This is a genomic window from Sporosarcina thermotolerans (assembly GCF_042658975.1).
GTDB lineage: Bacteria > Bacillota > Bacilli > Bacillales_A > Planococcaceae > Sporosarcina > Sporosarcina thermotolerans.
Genome location: NZ_JBHSRM010000013.1, coordinates 678,041 through 696,857, shown reverse-complemented (window position 1 = coordinate 696,857; position 18,817 = coordinate 678,041). Strand labels below are relative to the sequence as shown.

General features: G+C 42.8%; 17 protein-coding genes, 20 tRNA genes, 1 rRNA gene and 1 riboswitch. Of the genes, 32 read left to right on the top strand and 6 right to left on the bottom strand.

Features of this window, described 5'->3' with window-relative positions:
* The first annotated feature begins 167 nt into the window (after positions 1-167).
* The 21 genes from rrf (at position 168) to ACFPZG_RS11390 (ending at position 2,394) form a co-directional block, all read left to right on the top strand.
* Positions 168-283 (top strand): 5S ribosomal RNA (gene rrf / locus ACFPZG_RS11490).
* Positions 284-398: 115 nt separating this feature from the next.
* Positions 399-474, top strand: a tRNA-Val gene (locus tag ACFPZG_RS11485).
* A 22-nt stretch (positions 475-496) separates the two neighbouring features.
* Positions 497-572: transfer RNA gene (locus ACFPZG_RS11480), tRNA-Thr, on the top strand.
* A gap of 6 nt (positions 573-578) precedes the next feature.
* Positions 579-654, top strand: a tRNA-Lys gene (locus ACFPZG_RS11475).
* Positions 655-684: 30 nt separating this feature from the next.
* Positions 685-766: transfer RNA gene (locus tag ACFPZG_RS11470), tRNA-Leu, on the top strand.
* An 8-nt stretch (positions 767-774) separates the two neighbouring features.
* Positions 775-849, top strand: a tRNA-Gly gene (locus ACFPZG_RS11465).
* A gap of 9 nt (positions 850-858) precedes the next feature.
* Positions 859-947 (top strand) — tRNA-Leu (locus ACFPZG_RS11460).
* 16 nt (positions 948-963) lie between these two features.
* Positions 964-1,040, top strand: a tRNA-Arg gene (locus tag ACFPZG_RS11455).
* Positions 1,041-1,050: 10 nt separating this feature from the next.
* A tRNA-Pro gene (locus tag ACFPZG_RS11450) sits at positions 1,051-1,127 on the top strand.
* 7 nt (positions 1,128-1,134) lie between these two features.
* A tRNA-Ala gene (locus ACFPZG_RS11445) sits at positions 1,135-1,210 on the top strand.
* Between the two features lie 21 nt (positions 1,211-1,231).
* A tRNA-Met gene (locus ACFPZG_RS11440) sits at positions 1,232-1,305 on the top strand.
* A gap of 7 nt (positions 1,306-1,312) precedes the next feature.
* A tRNA-Ile gene (locus ACFPZG_RS11435) sits at positions 1,313-1,389 on the top strand.
* Between the two features lie 16 nt (positions 1,390-1,405).
* Positions 1,406-1,498 (top strand) — tRNA-Ser (locus tag ACFPZG_RS11430).
* Positions 1,499-1,697: 199 nt separating this feature from the next.
* Positions 1,698-1,772, top strand: a tRNA-Met gene (locus tag ACFPZG_RS11425).
* A 3-nt stretch (positions 1,773-1,775) separates the two neighbouring features.
* Positions 1,776-1,851, top strand: a tRNA-Asp gene (locus ACFPZG_RS11420).
* Between the two features lie 50 nt (positions 1,852-1,901).
* A tRNA-Phe gene (locus ACFPZG_RS11415) sits at positions 1,902-1,977 on the top strand.
* Between the two features lie 5 nt (positions 1,978-1,982).
* Positions 1,983-2,056 (top strand) — tRNA-Gly (locus ACFPZG_RS11410).
* A gap of 2 nt (positions 2,057-2,058) precedes the next feature.
* Positions 2,059-2,135 (top strand) — tRNA-Ile (locus tag ACFPZG_RS11405).
* Positions 2,136-2,138: 3 nt separating this feature from the next.
* Positions 2,139-2,213: transfer RNA gene (locus ACFPZG_RS11400), tRNA-Asn, on the top strand.
* A 9-nt stretch (positions 2,214-2,222) separates the two neighbouring features.
* Positions 2,223-2,313: transfer RNA gene (locus ACFPZG_RS11395), tRNA-Ser, on the top strand.
* Positions 2,314-2,322: 9 nt separating this feature from the next.
* Positions 2,323-2,394, top strand: a tRNA-Glu gene (locus tag ACFPZG_RS11390).
* Positions 2,395-2,439: 45 nt separating this feature from the next.
* Here ACFPZG_RS11390 and ACFPZG_RS11385 read toward each other — a convergent pair.
* Together ACFPZG_RS11385 and ACFPZG_RS11380 are read right to left on the bottom strand one after the other, a co-directional pair.
* A complete protein-coding gene (locus tag ACFPZG_RS11385; protein ID WP_283734477.1) occupies positions 2,440-3,180 on the bottom strand; it encodes a TraR/DksA C4-type zinc finger protein in 741 nt (246 codons plus the stop codon).
* Positions 3,181-3,438: 258 nt separating this feature from the next.
* On the bottom strand, positions 3,439-4,353 hold the full coding sequence (locus ACFPZG_RS11380) for a 1,4-dihydroxy-2-naphthoate polyprenyltransferase (protein WP_283734478.1): 915 nt from the start codon (positions 4,351-4,353) through the stop codon (positions 3,439-3,441).
* Positions 4,354-4,545: 192 nt separating this feature from the next.
* On the opposite strand from ACFPZG_RS11380, the gene ACFPZG_RS11375 reads away from it, so the two are divergent.
* The 5 genes from ACFPZG_RS11375 (at position 4,546) to ACFPZG_RS11355 (ending at position 10,805) form a co-directional block, all read left to right on the top strand.
* Complete coding sequence (locus ACFPZG_RS11375; RefSeq protein ID WP_317940234.1) at positions 4,546-5,931, top strand: isochorismate synthase; 1,386 nt, start codon at positions 4,546-4,548, stop codon at positions 5,929-5,931.
* Entirely contained in the window at positions 5,924-7,636 is a 1,713-nt protein-coding gene (gene menD / locus ACFPZG_RS11370) for a 2-succinyl-5-enolpyruvyl-6-hydroxy-3-cyclohexene-1-carboxylic-acid synthase (RefSeq protein WP_283734480.1), read from the top strand. Before ACFPZG_RS11375 ends, menD begins: the two co-directional genes overlap by 8 nt.
* Positions 7,623-8,501, top strand: a complete 879-nt coding sequence (gene menH, locus ACFPZG_RS11365) for a 2-succinyl-6-hydroxy-2,4-cyclohexadiene-1-carboxylate synthase (protein ID WP_317940233.1) — start codon at positions 7,623-7,625, stop codon at positions 8,499-8,501. Before menD ends, menH begins: the two co-directional genes overlap by 14 nt.
* Positions 8,467-9,285 (top strand): 1,4-dihydroxy-2-naphthoyl-CoA synthase, encoded by an 819-nt coding sequence (menB, locus tag ACFPZG_RS11360; protein ID WP_283734482.1) that lies wholly within the window; start codon positions 8,467-8,469, stop codon positions 9,283-9,285. Before menH ends, menB begins: the two co-directional genes overlap by 35 nt.
* Before the next feature lie 74 nt (positions 9,286-9,359).
* On the top strand, positions 9,360-10,805 hold the full coding sequence (locus ACFPZG_RS11355; protein WP_317940232.1) for an o-succinylbenzoate--CoA ligase: 1,446 nt from the start codon (positions 9,360-9,362) through the stop codon (positions 10,803-10,805).
* Between the two features lie 44 nt (positions 10,806-10,849).
* Here ACFPZG_RS11355 and ACFPZG_RS11350 read toward each other — a convergent pair whose 3' ends face one another.
* Both ACFPZG_RS11350 and yidD read right to left on the bottom strand, forming a co-directional pair.
* The gene (locus ACFPZG_RS11350) at positions 10,850-11,803 is read right to left on the bottom strand and encodes a metal ABC transporter solute-binding protein, Zn/Mn family (protein ID WP_283734483.1); all 954 of its coding nucleotides are present in this window, start codon (positions 11,801-11,803) and stop codon (positions 10,850-10,852) included.
* Positions 11,804-11,926: 123 nt separating this feature from the next.
* Entirely contained in the window at positions 11,927-12,157 is a 231-nt protein-coding gene (gene yidD / locus ACFPZG_RS11345) for a membrane protein insertion efficiency factor YidD (RefSeq protein ID WP_283734484.1), read from the bottom strand.
* Between the two features lie 94 nt (positions 12,158-12,251).
* Between yidD and ACFPZG_RS11340 the strand changes: the two genes are divergently transcribed.
* From ACFPZG_RS11340 to ACFPZG_RS11320, 5 genes are all read left to right on the top strand, one after another.
* Positions 12,252-12,701, top strand: coding sequence for a Dps family protein (locus ACFPZG_RS11340; RefSeq protein WP_283734485.1), 450 nt, complete (start codon positions 12,252-12,254; stop codon positions 12,699-12,701).
* Between the two features lie 62 nt (positions 12,702-12,763).
* Positions 12,764-12,949 carry a putative motility protein gene (locus ACFPZG_RS11335; protein WP_283734486.1) on the top strand — a complete coding sequence of 62 codons (186 nt, stop codon included), beginning with the start codon at positions 12,764-12,766 and terminating at the stop codon, positions 12,947-12,949.
* A gap of 113 nt (positions 12,950-13,062) precedes the next feature.
* Entirely contained in the window at positions 13,063-13,425 is a 363-nt protein-coding gene (locus tag ACFPZG_RS11330) for a transposase (protein ID WP_283734487.1), read from the top strand.
* A gap of 89 nt (positions 13,426-13,514) precedes the next feature.
* Positions 13,515-13,910 (top strand): NUDIX hydrolase, encoded by a 396-nt coding sequence (locus ACFPZG_RS11325; protein ID WP_317940231.1) that lies wholly within the window; start codon positions 13,515-13,517, stop codon positions 13,908-13,910.
* Positions 13,900-14,685 (top strand): alpha/beta hydrolase family protein, encoded by a 786-nt coding sequence (locus ACFPZG_RS11320; protein WP_283734489.1) that lies wholly within the window; start codon positions 13,900-13,902, stop codon positions 14,683-14,685. The genes ACFPZG_RS11325 and ACFPZG_RS11320 overlap by 11 nt, the downstream gene beginning before the upstream one ends.
* Positions 14,686-14,769: 84 nt before the next feature.
* On the opposite strand, the gene ACFPZG_RS11315 is transcribed toward ACFPZG_RS11320, so the two are convergent.
* Both ACFPZG_RS11315 and pckA read right to left on the bottom strand, forming a co-directional pair.
* A complete protein-coding gene (locus ACFPZG_RS11315) occupies positions 14,770-15,273 on the bottom strand; it encodes a DUF3231 family protein (RefSeq protein ID WP_317940230.1) in 504 nt (167 codons plus the stop codon).
* A gap of 187 nt (positions 15,274-15,460) precedes the next feature.
* Positions 15,461-17,047 (bottom strand): phosphoenolpyruvate carboxykinase (ATP), encoded by a 1,587-nt coding sequence (pckA, locus tag ACFPZG_RS11310; RefSeq protein ID WP_283734490.1) that lies wholly within the window; start codon positions 17,045-17,047, stop codon positions 15,461-15,463.
* A gap of 172 nt (positions 17,048-17,219) precedes the next feature.
* A riboswitch (SAM riboswitch) is annotated at positions 17,220-17,334 on the top strand.
* Between the two features lie 186 nt (positions 17,335-17,520).
* On the opposite strand from pckA, the gene metK reads away from it, so the two are divergent.
* Positions 17,521-18,723: a methionine adenosyltransferase gene (gene metK / locus ACFPZG_RS11305; protein WP_283734491.1), complete on the top strand. Its 1,203-nt coding sequence runs from the start codon at positions 17,521-17,523 to the stop codon at positions 18,721-18,723.
* Positions 18,724-18,817: the final 94 nt, after the last annotated feature.

Below are 18,817 nucleotides of genomic sequence, written 5' to 3'. Positions count from 1 at the left end.
AAGTTATAAAGTATGGTTGAACTTGAAGTAGCAACAATGTCTCTTTTATCCGGTTTTGAACGAACAAGCAACGTTCAACAAAAACTTTAAAAGTTTTTTAAAAAAAGTGCTTGCAAATATCTACAGATTTGGTATAATAAGTATTGTCCTTACAAGAGACAATATAGTCTGGTGACGATAGCGAAGAGGTCACACCCGTTCCCATACCGAACACGGAAGTTAAGCTCTTCAGCGCCGATGGTAGTAGGGGGCTTCCCCCTGTGAGAGTAGGACGTCGCCGGGCAAACCAAATTCATACATAATTGTACAAGCATATATGAGTGAAGTTGAATCATCACATCGCAGCTCCCGTTAAAATTGGGAAAAGCGAGCAGGACAAGGAATCACGATTTTAACATGGAGGATTAGCTCAGCTGGGAGAGCACCTGCCTTACAAGCAGGGGGTCGGCGGTTCGAACCCGTCATCCTCCACCATAATATTTCCAACAAATGATTTGCCGGTGTAGCTCAATTGGTAGAGCAACTGACTTGTAATCAGTAGGTTGAGGGTTCAAGTCCTTTCGCCGGCACCACTTTTAGAGCCATTAGCTCAGTTGGTAGAGCATCTGACTTTTAATCAGAGGGTCGCAGGTTCGAATCCTGCATGGCTCACCATTTTCTTGACTAAGGTCTCGAAATGAATACGCGGGTGTGGTGGAACTGGCAGACACGCTAGACTTAGGATCTAGTGCCGTAAGGCGTGGGGGTTCGACTCCCTTCACCCGCACTTTCAATGCGGAAGTAGTTCAGTGGTAGAATACGACCTTGCCAAGGTCGGGGTCGCGGGTTCGAATCCCGTCTTCCGCTCCACTTTCTTAAGCCGGGGTGGCGGAACTGGCAGACGCACAGGACTTAAAATCCTGCGGTAGGTGACTACCGTACCGGTTCGATTCCGGTTCTCGGCACCAATTTTCTTATAAAGATGCGCCCGTAGCTCAATTGGATAGAGCGTCTGACTACGGATCAGAAGGTTGTGGATTCGACTTCTGCCGGGCGCGCCATTTTAAATCACGGGAAGTAGCTCAGCTTGGTAGAGCACTTGGTTTGGGACCAAGGGGTCGCAGGTTCGAATCCTGTCTTCCCGACCACTTCTTTGGGGCCTTAGCTCAGCTGGGAGAGCGCCTGCCTTGCACGCAGGAGGTCAGCGGTTCGATCCCGCTAGGCTCCACCATATAATTAAAATAGTTTTCCTGGCGGCGTAGCTCAGCTGGCTAGAGCGTACGGTTCATACCCGTAAGGTCGGGGGTTCGATCCCCTCTGCCGCCATCCTAAAGGACCTTTAGCTCAGTTGGTTAGAGCAGACGGCTCATAACCGTCCGGTCGCAGGTTCGAGTCCTGCAAGGTCCACCACTATTTGTATACACACGGAGGAATACCCAAGCCTGGCTGAAGGGATCGGTCTTGAAAACCGACAGGGGTGTTAAAGCCCGCGGGGGTTCGAATCCCTCTTCCTCCGCCATTATTTTTAAACAGACATAGTGGCTGGAAACAAAATAGTAAGCGTAGGATATAAAAATCTTACGAATAACATTATCGCGGGGTGGAGCAAGTCGCATCACGCAGAATGCGATTTGTATAATTTCCTAAAAGGAAATTATAGTTAAGTCCTAAAGCAAGACAGTAAGCGTAGGATAAAAAAATCTTACAACTAACATTATCGCGGGGTGGAGCAGTGGTAGCTCGTCGGGCTCATAACCCGAAGGTCACAGGTTCAAATCCTGTCCCCGCAACCAAATGGTCCCGTGGTGTAGCGGTTAACATGCCTGCCTGTCACGCAGGAGATCGCCGGTTCGATCCCGGTCGGGACCGCCATTTCTTTTAAGATACATAGTAACCGAGAAAAATAGTTATGATGTATGATTGGCTCAGTAGCTCAGTCGGTAGAGCAAAGGACTGAAAATCCTTGTGTCGGCGGTTCGATTCCGTCCTGAGCCACCATTCTTGCGGGTGTAGTTTAGTGGTAAAACCTCAGCCTTCCAAGCTGATGATGAGGGTTCGATTCCCTTCACCCGCTCCATGGGGCCTATAGCTCAGCTGGTTAGAGCGCACGCCTGATAAGCGTGAGGTCGGTGGTTCGAGTCCACTTAGGCCCACCATTTTCCGCAGTAGCTCAGTGGTAGAGCAATCGGCTGTTAACCGATCGGTCGTAGGTTCGAGTCCTACCTGCGGAGCCAATTTTATACGGGGAAGTACTCAAGAGGCTCAAGAGGCGCCCCTGCTAAGGGCGTAGGTCGCGAAAGCGGTGCGAGGGTTCGAATCCCTCCTTCTCCGCCATATTTATATGGCCCCTTGGTCAAGCGGTTAAGACACCGCCCTTTCACGGCGGTAACACGGGTTCGAATCCCGTAGGGGTCATTTCATAAAGACAGCCACATCCATTTTAAAGGATGTGGCTGTCTTTTATTTATCTTCTGTATAACTGTCTTTTAGATGATATGGAATATCGCCAATAGGGGATTCAATCCCTTCGTCATCTAGTCTCTCTTCGTATTCTTCGGATAACTCAGACCTGACGTACCCGCGTGCCTCCCCAGTAATATCCGTGCTAACAAAATCCTCCAATTCTTCAGCAGAACCATCAGAGATTTCATCATAGTATAATGTATTATAATTATCACGGTCTCCAGTGAAATCGGATGGTGTTTCAGAAGTACCGGATTTCGCTATTTCTTGAAAGCTGTCTTCACCGTCTCTATGGAGTCCTTCTCTACGATCACGATCAGCAAATGAATTAGGATTTGCCATGATTAATATATCCTTTTCCGATGGTCTATCATTTGGTATATCTTGGTCAGGGCTATGTTCGATGCAGTAGGTTGTATAAGGCAATGCTTCGAGCCGTTCGAAAGGTATTTCACGGTTGCATAATTCACAATAACCATATGTTCCGTCTGAAAGGGCTTGTAATGCATTTTCTGCTTTGTTGAATTCATCGCCTGCATGTACATTCAATGCCATGTCTTTTTGGCGTTCAAAGAGTTCTGTTCCCAGGTCGCCAGGATGATTGTCGTATGATGACAATTCGCCTACAGCATCTCTTTCTGAATTTCTGATATCGGTCTCTTTTTCCGTTTTAGCATATTGTGTTTTCATTTCCATCAATTCTTGTTTAATTATGTTTTTTTGTTGATCGGATAACATATTCAGCACATCCTTTTTTGTATTATCGATAGTATGGACTTTGTGGACGTTTCTCATAGCAATTAAAGTGTTTCCTTTATCAATTCCCTTGAGATAGGATAAGCTAAACCTTGAGTTTTATTATTTAATCGCTCGTTCTTTTCAAAAAGCGCTCGTTTATTCCCACAAGCTCTCATTCTTTCCCTCACCAATACTCAACTAAAACACCCCCGCCAATAAAAAAACAGGCGAGGGTAAAATTCCCCCGCCTGTTAGAGATTAATCAAAAAGAATGCCGACTAAAATTCCAATTCCTAAAAGTAATCCAAAAAGAGTATTTGTTATCGCTGTGTTCTTCATTGCAGGCATGACCTGTAGTGGAACAGTAAATGATCTGAACGTAGATATAGCATTAATGGGTTTCTTAACACTAAGTAATACAAGCAACGCCCATGGTGTTAGGTGACCGAGTAAAATAAGTGCAATGACCCAAATGTAAGAAATGACGAAAAATAATGTAAGTATGGTGATGGCATTGTTTCTTCCGACTAAGATAGCCAACGTTTTTCTTCCGCCTTCTTTATCGCCTTCAAGGTCACGGATATTATTGGACATCATAATTGCAGCGACAAGAAGCATGCTTGGTATAGAAATAAGTACAGCATCTGTCGTAACAGTACCTGTCTGAATATAAAAGGCAATCAGGATCAGAAGCATACCCATGACTACACCTGAAACAAGCTCTCCAAAAGGTGTGTAAGCGATTGGAAGCGGACCGCCGGTATAAAGATAGCCAATCAGCATTGAAATGGCTCCAACGAGTGCAAGACCCCAAGATGTTTGCATACAGATGTAAATTCCGATAAGAACGGATATTGCATAAAGTGCAAGGGCTATGTTTAAAACGGTTTTAGGCTTTACACCATTACGGACAATCGTTCCTCCAATACCGATGGAATGTTCAGTGTCCAACCCAAGTTTGAAATCATAATACTCATTGAACATATTCGTTGCCATTTGTATTAAAATGCTTGCCAAAAGCATGGCGAAAAATAATGGGAAATGAAGTTTTCCGTAAGTCAGCGCGATCATTGTTCCGAGGAAAACCGGAGCGAACGCTGCTGTTAATGTATGCGGGCGTGTAAGTTGCCACCAAATACGCCATCCAGTATCTGCTTTAATAGTATGTTGCAATTTATTCTCTCCTATCCTAATGTTTCCGTTATCCATTGTACTCCAAAATGCATTAAAGAGGTATCCCCTTTGCATTATCTATGCGAGAAACGGGTAAATTCGGTATAATAAAAGTAAGAAATTTATTCTTCATTTAAAATACAGGTTCGGAAGTTGAGCTGCAGGTTGATTGAACATGAAGGAGAGAATATGATGAGTCATAAAATCACAGATGTGCAGAAAAACCGGGAGGTGACGATATCTCCCGCTACACGTTTTTTTACGGAGACTGTTGAAGTGGGGCGTTTATCCGCATTGTCATTTTTTGAAGCCGGCGTGTCCCTTTATAAGAACGAACGCTTTTATTGGCAGAACTCAGATAAAACATTGACTCTTGTTGGGATTGGACATGCTTATACATTATCAAATCAAAAGAAAACGAATCGCTATATGGATATATCGGAAAAGTGGAAGCAATTATGTTCTGTCTTGATAAAAGAGGAAAAGGATGTTGATCCTATTCTTTTTGGTGGATTTTCCTTTGATGAAGAAAACCGAAGGAATTCTGAATGGGACGAGTTTCCATCTGCCTTTTTTGTCGTTCCTTCTTTTCAAATGAAAATCGAGGAAGGTAGAACACTGATTTCCATCAATATGATTACGGACAAAAAGGAAGCAGCTGAAGACTTTGAAAGGTTGCGTGAGGAAAGGGACCATCTCATCCATCTTGCCCAGGTTGAGGAATTTGATTTTACCGACTCGAATGCAATTTTATCGACGAATGAGCGAAACAAAGAGCATTATCTAAATGCAGTGGAAAATGTAACAAAATCCATCAGAAATGGCAAAGCCGATAAAGCTGTAATTGCACGTGTAATAGAGCTCCAATTTGAACATGACGTAAATGATGTTAGTGTGCTGCATTCCATATCGAATGAACAGCAAGAGAGCTATCACTTTGGACTTCAAAAGGGAAATTCACTCTTTTTTGGTGCAACACCTGAACGTTTAATAGAAATCCGCGATGGTAAAGCCTATTCGGCATGTGTAGCCGGTTCAATTAGGCGTGGAAAAACGGCAGCTGAAGATCGGAAGCTTGGAGAAGAGCTTTTGGGTGATCGGAAAAATCGTGAGGAACATCAATACGTTGTCGGTATGATTTCGAGTATTTTTGAATCCTATTGCAATGAGGTACGGATCCCTAAAGCACCTAAATTGATGAAGATCAGGGATATCCAGCATCTTTTTACACCTGTTGAAGGAAAACTTGGGCAGGAAGTTGATATCTTTTCTTTCGTAGAAGCTTTACATCCAACACCTGCACTTGGTGGCGTTCCAACGGATGTCGCATTAAAAATTATTGGGGAAGAAGAAGGAATGGATCGCGGGTTTTATGCTGGTCCGATAGGCTGGACTGATGCCGCTTGCAATGGGGAATTTGCAGTAGCCATCCGTTCTTCGTTGATAAAAGAAGACCATGCCTATTTGTACGCGGGAGGGGGAATTGTAGCAGATTCTAACCCTGAGGAAGAATACGAAGAGACATGGGTGAAGTTTAGACCAGTTTTAAGGGCGCTTGGAGGAAAGCTTAATGGATGACCGGACAGTGTTAACAAATCATGTTTTACGAATGACAGATACTTTATTGAAAGCTGGAGTAAAGGCTGCTGTAATTAGCCCAGGCTCACGTTCCACGCCACTCGCATATGCATTTGCAGCTTCAAAAGAACTTCAGACATATATGCAGGTAGATGAAAGATCGGCCGGCTATTTTGCTTTAGGCCTTGCGAAGGCTACCGGGAACCCAGTTGCGCTTTTATGCACTTCCGGAACTGCAGCATCCAATTATCATCCGGCAATCACGGAAGCGTTTTATGCACGTGTGCCTTTAATTGTACTTACTGCTGACCGTCCGCATGAATTACGAGGCGTTGGGGCTCCGCAGGCGATTGACCAATTGAATATGTATGGTAAGCATGTAAAGTTCAGTGTGGATCTTCCACTGGCGGAAGAGAATGAAGAACTTGATTGGTTCTTGGAGCGGCATGTCAATCGTGCGGTTTCAATCGCAATGACGAAACCAATGGGGCCAATCCATTTGAATGTCCCGCTGCGTGAACCTTTACTGATCGATTTTGAAATGAAAGTTGCACAGTCCACATTTATTGAAAGAGTGCATGGAGAAATTGAGCTTTCGACTCAACAAAGGCGGACATTTCAATCGCTATTCGAAAACACAAAGAATGGACTAATCATTGCTGGTGAATTACCCGTCGGATTTGATAAGGAGCGATTCTGGGAATTTGCGAATAAAATGCAATGGCCTGTACTATGTGACCCATTATCTAATTTACGGTCTGAAGTACCGGAAGAATATAGCGATTTATGCATAGCCCATTATGACGCAATACTAAAAAGTGAGAAGTTTGCGGAGGGTGCTGTTCCGGATACTGTTATCCGATTTGGTCCGCAACCCGTATCCAAACCTTTGTCACTATTCCTGAAGAAAGTTCGTCCAAATGTCTTCATAGCTGTTGATGAAGCACCCGAATTCCGTGATTCACTCGGAGTAGTTACACATCATTTACAGGCTTCCCCTGAATCAGTATTTGATATTCCGAGCCAAAGTGAACCGAATGCATATACAGCAATGTGGTCGGCTGCAAATGACCTTACTGAAACAGCGACGCATCAATATGAGGGCCAACTGGGAGATGAAGGGATAATTGTAAAGACATTATTTCAAATGATTCCTGACGGCAGCGATTTATTCTGCGGAAGCAGTATGCCAATCCGTGATGTAGACACTTTCTTTAGTAAGACGAATAAAGATATAGCGCTATTTTCAAATAGAGGGACAAACGGTATTGATGGGGTCGTTTCTACAGCGTTCGGTTTAGAAGCGGCACGGAAAAGGCCTACTTATTTGTTAATCGGGGACCTGTCCTTTTTACATGATGTGAATGGATTGATTGTTTCCAGATTCCATGAAACCAGTTTGACGATCGTCTTGGTGAATAATGATGGTGGCGGCATTTTCTCGTATTTGTCGCAGTCAACTGTGCCGAACCATTTTGAGGAATTATTCGGTACACCTACGGGATTGACGTTTGAGCATATCGGGGCTATGTACGATGCGCAGTATGCCGCAGTAAATACAGTTGAAGAGTTCAAAGAGGAAATCCAAAAGGATAAAACAAAGCCGGTCCGGATCATCGAAGTATTTACAAGCAGACCTATTAATGTCAAGGCTCATCGCGCATACTGGGCTGATGTAGTTGAAAGGCTCGATGGAAATGAATGATGACTGCAGCATTCAAATCCGTGGACTCTCCATCCATGTCGAAATGGAGGGGGAGCCGCATCTTCCGACAATCATTTTTCTACATGGTTTTACAGGATCTACAGCTACGTGGCGTGAGGTCAGAGAACAATTTAGAGGAAGTTACAGGACTGTCTCGATCGACTTGACTGGGCATGGAAAAACAACAATTCCCGAAAATCCAGAACGATACTCGATGGAGGAGCAGATTGAAGACCTGAACGAACTTATTGAACAGCTTTCAATCCAATCTTTTTATTTGGTAGGCTATTCGATGGGCGGGCGAATCGCCTTGGGGTATACGATAAAGTATCCTGAGCATGTGCGTGCTTTAATTCTTGAAAGTGCATCGCCAGGATTGAAGGAAGAGCTTGAAAGAGAACAACGTAGAAATGCGGATGCATTGCTTGCAAAGAAAATCACCGAAAATGGCATTACCTCTTTTGTCGACAAATGGGAGAACATTCCTTTATTCGAATCCCAAAAAAGCCTTTCAGAGAAGAAGCGGCAAGACGTCAGGACTGAACGGCTTCAGCAAAGCGAGATAGGACTTGCAAATAGTCTTTTAGGGATAGGAACAGGAAGTCAGAAATCTTATTGGGATGAACTTGAAACGCTTAACACCGCGGTTTATCTCATAACCGGAGAGTTTGACGCGAAATTTGTTGCGATTGCCCGGGAAATGAAGAATCTTGTAGAAAAATGTCGACACTCTATCGTTCCAGAAGTAGGACATGCAATTCACGTGGAAAATCCAAGTATCTTTGCTACAATGATTAAGGAGTATTTACACCAATTGAAGGAGGAAGAAAATGACACGTCAATGGGAAACAATCCGTACATATGAAGATATTAAATACGAAAAGTATAACGGCATTGCGAAAGTGACGATCAACCGTCCAGAAGTTCGCAATGCATTCCGTCCTAAAACAGTAATGGAGTTAATCGATGCTTTTTCACGAGCACGGGATGATAGCAGCATCGGAGTCATCATACTGACAGGAGAAGGCGAAAAGGCATTTTGCTCAGGAGGAGACCAATCTGTCCGTGGACATGGAGGGTATGTCGGAGATGATGAAATTCCGCGTTTGAACGTCCTTGATCTACAAAGATTGATCCGTGTAATTCCGAAGCCCGTCGTTGCAATGGTTGCGGGCTATGCAATCGGCGGAGGACATGTACTGCACGTCGTATGTGATCTAACGATTGCCGCAGACAATGCTCGATTTGGACAAACAGGTCCGAAAGTCGGTTCATTTGACGCTGGCTATGGCTCGGGTTACTTGGCTCGCATCGTCGGCCATAAAAAAGCGAGAGAAATTTGGTTCCTATGCCGCCAGTACGATGCTCAGCAAGCATTGGATATGGGCCTAGTTAACACGGTTGTTCCATATGAGCAATTGGAAGATGAAACAGTACAATGGTGTGAAGAGATGCTTGCAATGAGCCCAACAGCGCTTCGCTTCATCAAAGCCGCCATGAATGCAGATACTGACGGTCTTGCTGGTCTTCAACAAATGGCAGGGGATGCAACATTACTTTACTATACAACGGATGAAGCGAAGGAAGGAAGAGACGCATTCAAAGAGAAGCGTAAACCTGACTTTGGCCAATTCCCGAGATTCCCTTAATCATTTGATCAATAATGGGATAAAAATTTTAAAGCTGCCTTTGAATGGCAGCTTTTTTATTGAGGTGAAAAAAATTGATACCTAATTGGTTGTTGAAAAGATCCAGCCTGACACCAAGTCGGACAGCCCTTTCATTCTGTGGGAAACAATGGACGTTCCAAGAACTGAAACAAGAAGCCGATTTAATCGCGAGGAAATTAAGGATGAATGGTTTAGAAGAAGGTGATCGGATCGCCTTATTAGGACCATCCAATCCAGATATGGTGTTTGTTATACACGGCTGCTTACTAGCTGGACTTGAAATTGTCATGCTGAATAGCAGATTGTCCACAAAAGAGATTTTATGGCAATTAGGCGATGCAAATGCATCCCTATTAATCGTTGAGGATGAACTATTAAGACAAACAAAGATTCAAGATGTCCCAATGATTACGTTTTCGTCCCTTCAGTCAAGCGAGCAACGAGATTTCACCATTTCTAAAATGTGGAATGGCTCGAGAACAATTACAATCATGTATACGTCAGGAACAACGGGATTTCCGAAAGGCGTCCGTCAGACAGCAGGTAACCATACATCAAGCGCACTATCATCCGTATTGAATTTAGGTTTGACAGAAGAAGATAGCTGGCTTTGCACAATGCCCTTATTCCATATCAGCGGTTTTTCCATTCTTGTGAGATCGGTCATTTACGGGATGGAAGTGAAGCTTTACGAGAAATTTGATACAAAGACGATCGTCGATGAGATTAGGAATGGTACAGCAACAAGAATGTCAGTTGTTGCGACAAGTTTACGGCGCATCCTTGAGGAGTTCGAAGAAACTGAAACTGTGGCTCATCCTACTTTCCGGACGATGTTAGCTGGAGGAGGACCCGTGCCGGACGATTTCCTCAGAAGAGCCGAAAGCCGTAAGTTACCAGTATTACAAACGTACGGAATGACCGAAACAAGCTCACAGACGGCTACGTTATCTTCGGAAGATGCTTTGCGTAAATCCGGATCTGCAGGCAAACCACTCTTTTTTAACCAAATTAAAATCAGAGATACTGAACAACCGGGAGAGTTAGGTGAAGTTCTTATTGCGGGTCCCCATGTAACTCCTGGTTATATCGGACACGCTGTAGATAGGGATCCATTAGAGGATGGTTGGTTGCCAACTGGTGACATCGGGTATTTTGACGACGAAGGATATTTATTCATCGTTGATAGGCGATCGGACTTAATCATTTCTGGTGGAGAGAATATTTATCCGGCAGAAGTGGAAAACGCTTTGCTTAGCCATCCACTGGTAAAGGAAGCGGGTGTGTGTGGTCAAAGCCATCCAGTATGGGGCAGTGTGCCAGTCGCCTTTATTGTTTTAAGTGGAGATGTTGCTGAAGAAGAATTGGACATGCACTGTGGGGAATTACTTGCACGATATAAGATTCCTAAAGCTTATTATTTTGTAGATCAGTTGCCACGCAATGCATCGAATAAATTATTAAGACGTGAATTAAAAGAATGGGCTTCTTTGAAATAAATTATAAATGCCACCAACGTTTTTAGACGAAGGTGGCATTTAAATTATTTTCCGGAAAGAGCTTGTTCAAGAACACGTAAGTTACGTTCCATTAGCGTAAAATACGTCTCATTGTTCTTTACATCTTCTTGTGTAAGAACACCTAAATTATGGAGCGTCAATGATTCGGCGCCGATTTCCTTTCTGACGACTTCAGTCAGTTTGGATGATACATTTTGCTCGAATAAGATATAGTGAATCTGTTCTTCTTTTGCTTGCTCAACAATTTGTGTAAGTTGTTTTTGCGAAGGCTCGCTTTGTGAGTTCAAACCTGCTATCGCTACTTGAGTTAAACCATATTCATTGGCGATATAGCCAAATGCAGCATGGGAGACAAAAAAGGTTTTTGTTTTCGCATTGGCTGACAATTCCTTGAAACGTTCATCGAGTTCTATTAAATCGTCTTCCAATAAGCTGAAATTCTTGCTGAAGCTTTCTTCTTGATCGGGCATTTTAGCGATAAGCGACTCTTTTATTGAAGCTGCCAATTCGATACTTAGTTTAGGAGAAATCCAAACATGGGGATCGAAATGTCCATGATCGTGATCTTCATCTTCATGTTCTTCATGTGATCCCTCTTTTAATTGATCGTCCGAAATAGAATTCCCGGTTGCCACCAATTCAACATGCTCACCCTTTAACGTCTTTTGAGCATTCTCAACAAATCCTTCCAAACCGAGACCTATGTAAAAGAACAAATCTGCATCAGATAGGGCTATCATATCTTTTTGTGTAGGGTCGAATGAATGTTCATCTGCTCCAACAGGGTAAATGGAATGGACATCGACAAATTCTCCGCCAATCCGCTCCGTGAAGTATTGTAGGGGATAAACGGTAGTATACACAGATAGCGTGTTTCTGTTTTTCGTTTCTATCGCGCCATTATCATCCTTGTTCCCGCATGCACTAACTAATAATGTAAGAATGAGCATGAGGGGAATGAGTAATTTTTTATTCATAATAAAATTTCCTCCGTCACTAACTGTAATCGTTCCGATTTATAATGCTTTCTTATAATACAAGAAGAATGGGATTTTAGCAAGAACAAAGAAACAGCCCAGTTCGTGTTGTTAGTGATGTTGTCAATTCTCTTTGTTAATCCTTTCAGGCACTGGGTCAAACCCGCCTTCATGAAATGGATGGCATTTTGAAATTCGACGTATCGCAAGCCAAGAACCTTTCATTGCACCATGTTTTTGTATTGCTTCAACACCATAGTGGGAACAAGTAGGATAAAAACGGCAGGTTGGCGGAGTTAGTGGAGAGATTATTTTTTGATATATTTTAATAAGGCCGATCAATATTGTTTTCATTTTAAAGGCTCCTTCATTTGCATATATGTTTAGTTTATTTGTTCCGGTGGTAAATTAACAGGGAGAAGCATTATAAATGAAAAGAGGTTTTTTCATGACTAAAGAATTAATAGAAGAACTGAATGTACAAGTGTCTACATGGTCGGTCATGTATGCAAAATTGCATAATTATCATTGGTATGTAAAAGGGAAACAATTTTTTACGCTCCATGAAAAATTTGAAGAGCTTTACAATGAGGCAACGGCTCATATGGATGAGATTGCCGAAAGGATTTTGACACTTGGAGGCAATCCGACAGCGACCTTAACGGAGCATTTGGAGCAGTCTGTCGTTAAAGAGGCGAAAGGCAACGAACAAGCCGAGGAAATGGTGAAGACGATTGCTGACGACTTCGGTAAAATTATGAAGTCGTTGAAGAAAGGCATGGATGTCGCTTCGCAAGAGGGTGATGATATGACGGAAGATATATTGAATGCAACCTACCAAAGCATCGAAAAGCATCAATGGATGTTGAATGCATTCCTTGGTGAGTCGAATAAATGATAGGAATGTCTTGAATTATCGACTATTTCTCCGATAAAGTAATATGTAAGGAGGAATGGGCAATGAACATAAATTCTATCATGGCAAGCCAATTGAGAAGTCTACAATCGACTGTTCAAATGAGCGTCATGAATAAAGCGTTATCCATTAACACGGCGGCGGTGACTGATATGCTTCAAAGTATGGAGGATCAACCTTCTGCTGCCCTGCATCCTCATAAAGGGATGTCCATCGATGTGAAGGCATAATTAATCGAGCACGGATTCCTATTAAATTTATAGGAGTTCGTGCTTTGTTTTCATTTACATGCATTGTTTGACAGGAGTGAACCATACTAATAAAAAAAGGATGGGACATTCACATGGATAATGATAAAGTAAGGATGTATGTTTCAATTGCTAATCAACAAGTCTATTCGCATAAAGATGATTCGCCTTGGGAATATGAAGTAGAAATGAGCAGAGAGTTTCTTCCTGTTTTTAATCAATTATTTTCACAAATAGGGCGTTTGGAGTTCAGTAATCTACTCAGAGGCCATTCGCGGCCATTTTTCCAGTATCATTATGATCGGGATAACCATGACATTGATCTTAGAACGATGAAATTGTATGCGTTAATTCATGAATTTACGGATGATGAGACGAAGAAGTTCATCGAGAAATTGCCTTACTTCACAAGGGGCAATCCGAAGATAACATCGGCTCCCGTTCAACCATTTAGTTGACTGAAAGGACGTGAAGTCATATAACTACAACATTTAAGGACCTACGAGGTGCACATGTTGAGCTAACTTTCGGAGAAAACCGCTTTGGAATGGAAGCCCGACATGTGCTTATTGTTTTAAAACATAATGGTAAATGGCTATTAACCCGCCATTCAATCCGTGGAATAGAATTCCCGGGCGGCAAAGCGGAAGAGGGAGAGTCAATCGAAGAAGCGGCAATCAGGGAAACGATTGAAGAGACTGGTGCCACGATAACCGATTTAGTGAAGTTCGCGGAATACGTCGTTATGAGTAATGTGACATTTTGTAAAGCGGTGTTTACCGGAAAAGTCTCGATGATTGATGAAAATCCGACGTTGTTTGAAACGGAAGGCGCTTTATGGATGACTGCTGAGGAATTAAATGACTGTAAGGAGTTAAGTTTTCATATGAAAGATGCTGGTATGGTTGAAATTCGTAAGTGGGTGGAAACGTATGTACAATAACGGGGCTATTTTACATAGAAGAGAGTATCCTTCGCCGAATCCCCACGTCCGCCTTGAAGAAATTACGTATTGGTCGGACGGCTTCAAAGTAAAAGGATTGTTAGCTGAACCGATTGTTGAAGGGCAATATGAAGGAATCATTTATTTACGCGGCGGCATTCAACATGTCGGAATGGTTAGACCCTCCCGAATTGCACAGTTTGCTTCACAAGGCTTCGTTGTGTTCGCACCTTACTACCGTGGAAACAGAGGCGGGGAAGGGCGAGATGAGTTTGCTGGAGATGACCGACAAGACGCAGTAAATGCCGTTGAAGTGTTAAAGCAAAGCACAAGTGTAAATAAGGAAAGAATTCATCTCTATGCCTTTTCTCGTGGTGGAATTATGGCGTTATGGACAGCCATCATAAGGGAGGATATTACATCCGTTGTTACATGGGCTGGAGTTTCAGATGTCGTTTTTACATACAATGAACGAAAAGATATGCGCCGAATGATGAAGCGAGTCATCGGTGGCACTCCTAATAGTATGCCTGATGCTTATCGCGAGCGTACTGCATTGTTTAGGGTTGATGAAATAGATGCTCCAGTGTTAATTATACATGGAATAAAGGATGATAATGTTTCATTCGAACAGGCCGTATTATTGGAAAATGCATTAAGGGAACATAATAAATCATATAAGACTTGGTATTTTCCAGAGTATACACATTACTTTCCTGCCCTGCACAATGCTCAAATTGTAAGAGACTTATGCAATTGGATGAAGGAACAATAAATTAAGAAATCCCCTCCAGAGAATATCTCTATAGGGGATTTTAAGTATAAGCAGCTGAATTTTATTTCAGCTGCTTTTTCCTAGTTATTTGGAATGTACGTTGAGGGGTGGAGGGATGATCCATCCTTTTTTCTTATTAAGCTCTAATAATTTTGCACCGAACATAAGACGATCGGCATGGAATTTGGCGAACATCATCGCGATATCTTCACGTAAGCATTGACCAAGGACCTGACTACAGGAAACAAGTCCTTGCCCTACGTTAATGGATACCGCACCACTTATTTCTGGATCCATAAATCGTGCACCTATAGGAATCTCTTCTGCATTCGCCTTAGCACGTTCAGGCAATGATGGAGGAGGAGTCACTCCATTATCCTTTAACACCTTGTCCACAGCTTTATTCTCGGCTTTCATCATTTCAATGGCTTCCCTTAATAGTTCAATCAGATCCTCATCGCCGGCATGGTTGATGAATGCTTCATAACCACTGATCAATCCTTTATTTGCTCCCGAATATGCCCAACAACCAATTACCTCACCATAATGCATTGGCTCGTCTTTAGGATTTCCGCTTAAAATGCCCATTTTTTCTTCCCTCATTTCTTCATGTTTTCCATTAAATCATGGATCATTATTTAGTATGTGAATGAAATGCATTCCTATTCACTTTCAATCAATTGGACAATCGTTAACTTCTTTTGTAAAAAATAAAAAATGCCAAGAAAAACGTATTGTTTTTCTTGGCATATATGATACTAATAGAAAGCTTTTATTAAGCAATCGGTCCGCCTTTTAGTGTAATCTCTTCAGAGACATGACCGAATTTCTTGAAGTTTTCACGGAAAAGGTCCGCTAATTCTTTTGCTTTTTCATCGTATGCTGCAGGATCGCTCCACGCATTGCGAGGGTTCAACACTTCGCTTGGCACACCTTCAATAGCTTTTGGCATAGCAAGGCCAAAAATTGCATTTTCTTCAAATTCAACATCAGTTAATTCGCCAGCAATTGCAGCACGGACCATTGTACGTGTATGTTTCAATTCCATACGTTTACCAACTCCGTAAACGCCACCCGTCCAACCAGTGTTTACAAGGAATACTTGTGCATCATGCTCATCGATTTTCTTACCAAGCATTTCAGCGTACACAGTCGCTGGAAGCGGTAGGAATGGAGAACCGAAGCATGTTGAGAAAGTAGCCTCAGGTGCAGTAATGCCACGCTCAGTTCCTGCAAGCTTCGATGTGAAACCGCTTAGGAAGTGATACATCGCTTGTTCTTTCGTCAATTTCGAAATTGGAGGTAACACGCCAAACGCATCCGCAGTTAGGAACACGATTGCTTTCGGATGTCCTGCAACGGACGGTGTTACGATGTTTTCGATATTTTGGATTGGATAAGCTGCACGTGTATTTTCAGTTAATGAACTATCGTCATAATCTGGGATACGTGTTTCTGGGTCAAGCACAACGTTTTCAAGAACTGAACCGAATTGGATCGCTCCAAAGATTTCTGGTTCCTTTTCTTGAGACAAGTTGACGCATTTTGCGTAACATCCACCTTCGATGTTGAATACACCGTTATCAGACCAGCCGTGCTCATCATCACCGATCAACTTACGGTTAGCATCAGCGGAAAGAGTCGTTTTTCCTGTACCTGAAAGGCCGAAGAATAGGGCAACATCGCCTTCTTCACCAACGTTTGCTGAACAGTGCATAGGAAGAATTCCGCGCTCAGGAAGCAAGTAGTTCATGACAGAGAAAATCGATTTTTTCATTTCTCCTGCGTATTCTGTTCCTCCGATAAGGACAATGCGCTTCTCAAGTGATACAATGATGAAAGTCTCGGATTTCGTGCCGTCGACTGCTGGATCTGCTTTGAAAGATGGAGCAGCAAGTATTGTAAATTGTGCTTCATGTGCTTTCAATTCTTCTTCAGTAGGTCGGATGAATAGATTCTGAACAAATAGGTTTTGCCAAGCGAATTCATTAATAATTTGAATGGAAAGCTGTGAATCTTTATCAGCTCCTGCAAAGCCTTTAAAAACGAATAGTTCGTCTTTCTTTTTTAGATGGTTAATCACTTTTGTATATAATGAATCAAATAATTCACTGGAAATCGGTTGGTTAACTTTGCCCCAATCGATCTTATCTTTGGAAGAATCTTCTTCGACTGTGTACTTATCTCCAGGTGAACGGCCAGTATACTTTCCAGTTTGCGCAGTAAGTGCTCCATCTGCAGAAAGTTTAGCTTCTCCACGAGCTGTCGCTTTTTCAACTAACTCTGCCACTGAAGGCTGGATGTTTACGTTATTGCCTGAAAGTAACTCATGTAGTCCGTTTTCAATTTTCGCTGAGATCATTTTGTTCGTACCGTCCTTTGCGTGTAATCCCGAGTCACGGGTGTCATCACATTTCGTAAATAGTATAACACATTTAGAATAATAGTCTATACTAATTGAAAACACAAGCGGTTAGATCAAAAATATTTGACAAAACCACTTTCTTTACTTACTATTGTTAGATGAACGGATACTCTTATCCCGAGCTGGCGGAGGGACAGGCCCTATGAAGCCCGGCAACCTGCGCATATATACCTGCGAGAAGGTGCCAAACCTGGAGCAAGGTTGAATTCCTTGGACGATAAGAGTGAAAGGTGCTGCTTTTGAAATTCTGCCTTTCCTCATGTATATTTACGTGAGCGAAGGGCTTTTTATATTCATTTTACAGGCCCTTAATCCTTGTGTATGTTGACGTCGACTCTCTAGGCGCTGAACTTACTGGGACAATTAGAGTACCGTATCAATATTTGCAAGCTGTTAAGGAGGAAACAACAATGACAAATCGCCGACTGTTTACATCGGAATCGGTAACTGAAGGACATCCGGACAAAATGTGCGATCAGATTTCTGACGCTATTTTGGACGCGATTTTAGAGGAAGACCCAAATGCACGCGTGGCGTGTGAAACGACAATTACAACAGGATTAGTTCTTGTTATAGGTGAAATTACAACAACTACCTATGTCGACATTCCGAAAGTTGTACGGGATACAGTGAAAGAAATCGGGTACACACGTGCTAAATTCGGATTCGACTGGGAAACTTCATCTGTTTTAACTTCGATTGACGAGCAGTCCCCAGACATCGCGGCAAGCGTGGATCAGGCGCTTGAAGCAAGAGAAGGAACAATGACAGATGCGGAGCTTGACGCAATCGGAGCTGGTGACCAAGGATTGATGTTCGGTTTTGCATGTAATGAAACACCTGAACTCATGCCGATGCCTATTAGTTTATCCCATAAACTTGCCCGCCGCCTTGCTGAAGTACGTAAAGAAGATATTCTTACTTATCTGCGTCCGGACGGAAAAACACAAGTAACAGTAGAATATGATGAAAATAATAATCCTGTCCGTATTGACACGATTGTTATTTCGACTCAACACTCTCCTGATGTGACACTTGAAGAAATTCAAAGAGATTTGAAAGAACAAGTTATTCAGCCGGTCGTCCCTGCGGAGTTATTAGATGAAGAAACTAAATACTTCATCAACCCTTCAGGCCGTTTCGTTATCGGTGGCCCACAAGGGGATGCAGGATTGACGGGACGTAAAATCATCGTTGACACATACGGCGGCTATGCACGTCATGGCGGTGGTGCATTCTCCGGGAAGGATGCTACAAAAGTGGACCGTTCCGCTTCATATGCTGCGCGCTATGTTGCGAAGAATATCGTTGCAGCTGGGCTTGCGGATCGTTGTGAAGTGCAATTGGCATATGCAATCGGTGTGGCGAAGCCAGTTTCTATTTCGATTGATACATTCGGAACAGGTAAAGTAGAGGAAAGCAAGCTTGTGGAAATCGTGCGTGAGTTATTCGATTTACGCCCTGCAGGCATCATTAAAATGCTTGACCTTCGCCGTCCAATTTACAAACAAACAGCAGCCTATGGCCATTTCGGTCGTACAGACGTTGAACTTCCTTGGGAGATCACGGATAAGGCGGAAGAATTGAAGGATAGAGCTGGATTGTCTAATTAATAATTGGATGATTGAATAAAGAGACAGGAAGAATGGAGAAATCCAGCCTTCCTGTTTTTTATTTTGGTGAAAGGAGAACTCCTGAGCGAAGAAC